2 protein-coding genes are annotated in these 816 nt (G+C 48.0%); both read right to left on the bottom strand.

The features are described 5' to 3' along the window. Positions 1-375 (bottom strand): hypothetical protein (locus C7K08_RS14745; protein ID WP_133165340.1); only part of this gene is annotated, 375 nt, incomplete at its 3' end. 104 nt (positions 376-479) lie between these two features. Then, the coding region (locus tag C7K08_RS15790; protein ID WP_161955962.1) for a sulfotransferase at positions 480-816 on the bottom strand (337 nt) is incomplete at its 5' end.

Below are 816 nucleotides of genomic sequence, written 5' to 3'. Positions count from 1 at the left end.
GCCATTGCCAGAAACTACYGCTGCAGTGGCAACAACACCACCATTGTAGGCAACGGTTGAATCTCCCAACTCGATAGTTCGAGCACCAGTTGAAACAGTTCCAGCAATAGCTGATTCAACAATCGCACCCCCTCCAACAGCTGCGATCTTTGCAGCACCAGAATCCACGTTTACCCTGGTATTGAGACCCGAAACCACAAGCTGAACGGTTTGACCAGTTGCTGCAGCAACTGTTGTATACGTCTGAGCTGTTCCTGCAACTTGAACCGGCGCTGTTGTTGCAACAACTGCATTTGGATTAGATCCAGGTGCCAATACAGGAACAGTAGCTGGAGATGTAAAAACAGTTGAAGTGTCGGTAATTACAAATGACATTTCAAAAAAAAATTCGTTCTCGGAAATTATACAACACAACTCGTCAGGCTGCACTTTTTCCTAAAAATATGCCAAATTAGCAAGTGTCCCATTCCCTAAGACGGTTAGCTCAGGCCTCTCCAAAGGTCGCAATCAGCAGCTAGCAGGGTTTCGCGGCAGCGTTCTGCTAGCCCTGGATTCAAGGCCAAATACGTTGCAGGGGCTGCATTTAGCTTGGCCAATGCAAGCTTTGGACACAACAGATCTGGATTTACGCCTAGATGCAAAGCAACTTTTTGGCTGGCCAACAATGGATTTAAAACTATGTCTTCAAATCGCAACACCAATAACTGCTCGGGCTTAAAAAAGCGCTGCCAGCGCTCCAACTGGGCCCCATAGAAACTACCTGCCAAGCAGTTACTGCCAAACCAGCCCAGCTGGCTACGCTCTTGCTTGCTGAGC

This window comes from Synechococcus lacustris str. Tous (assembly GCF_003011125.1).
In the GTDB taxonomy this organism is placed as follows: domain Bacteria; phylum Cyanobacteriota; class Cyanobacteriia; order PCC-6307; family Cyanobiaceae; genus Synechococcus_D; species Synechococcus_D lacustris.
This window is presented reverse-complemented; position numbering and strand designations above follow the sequence as displayed.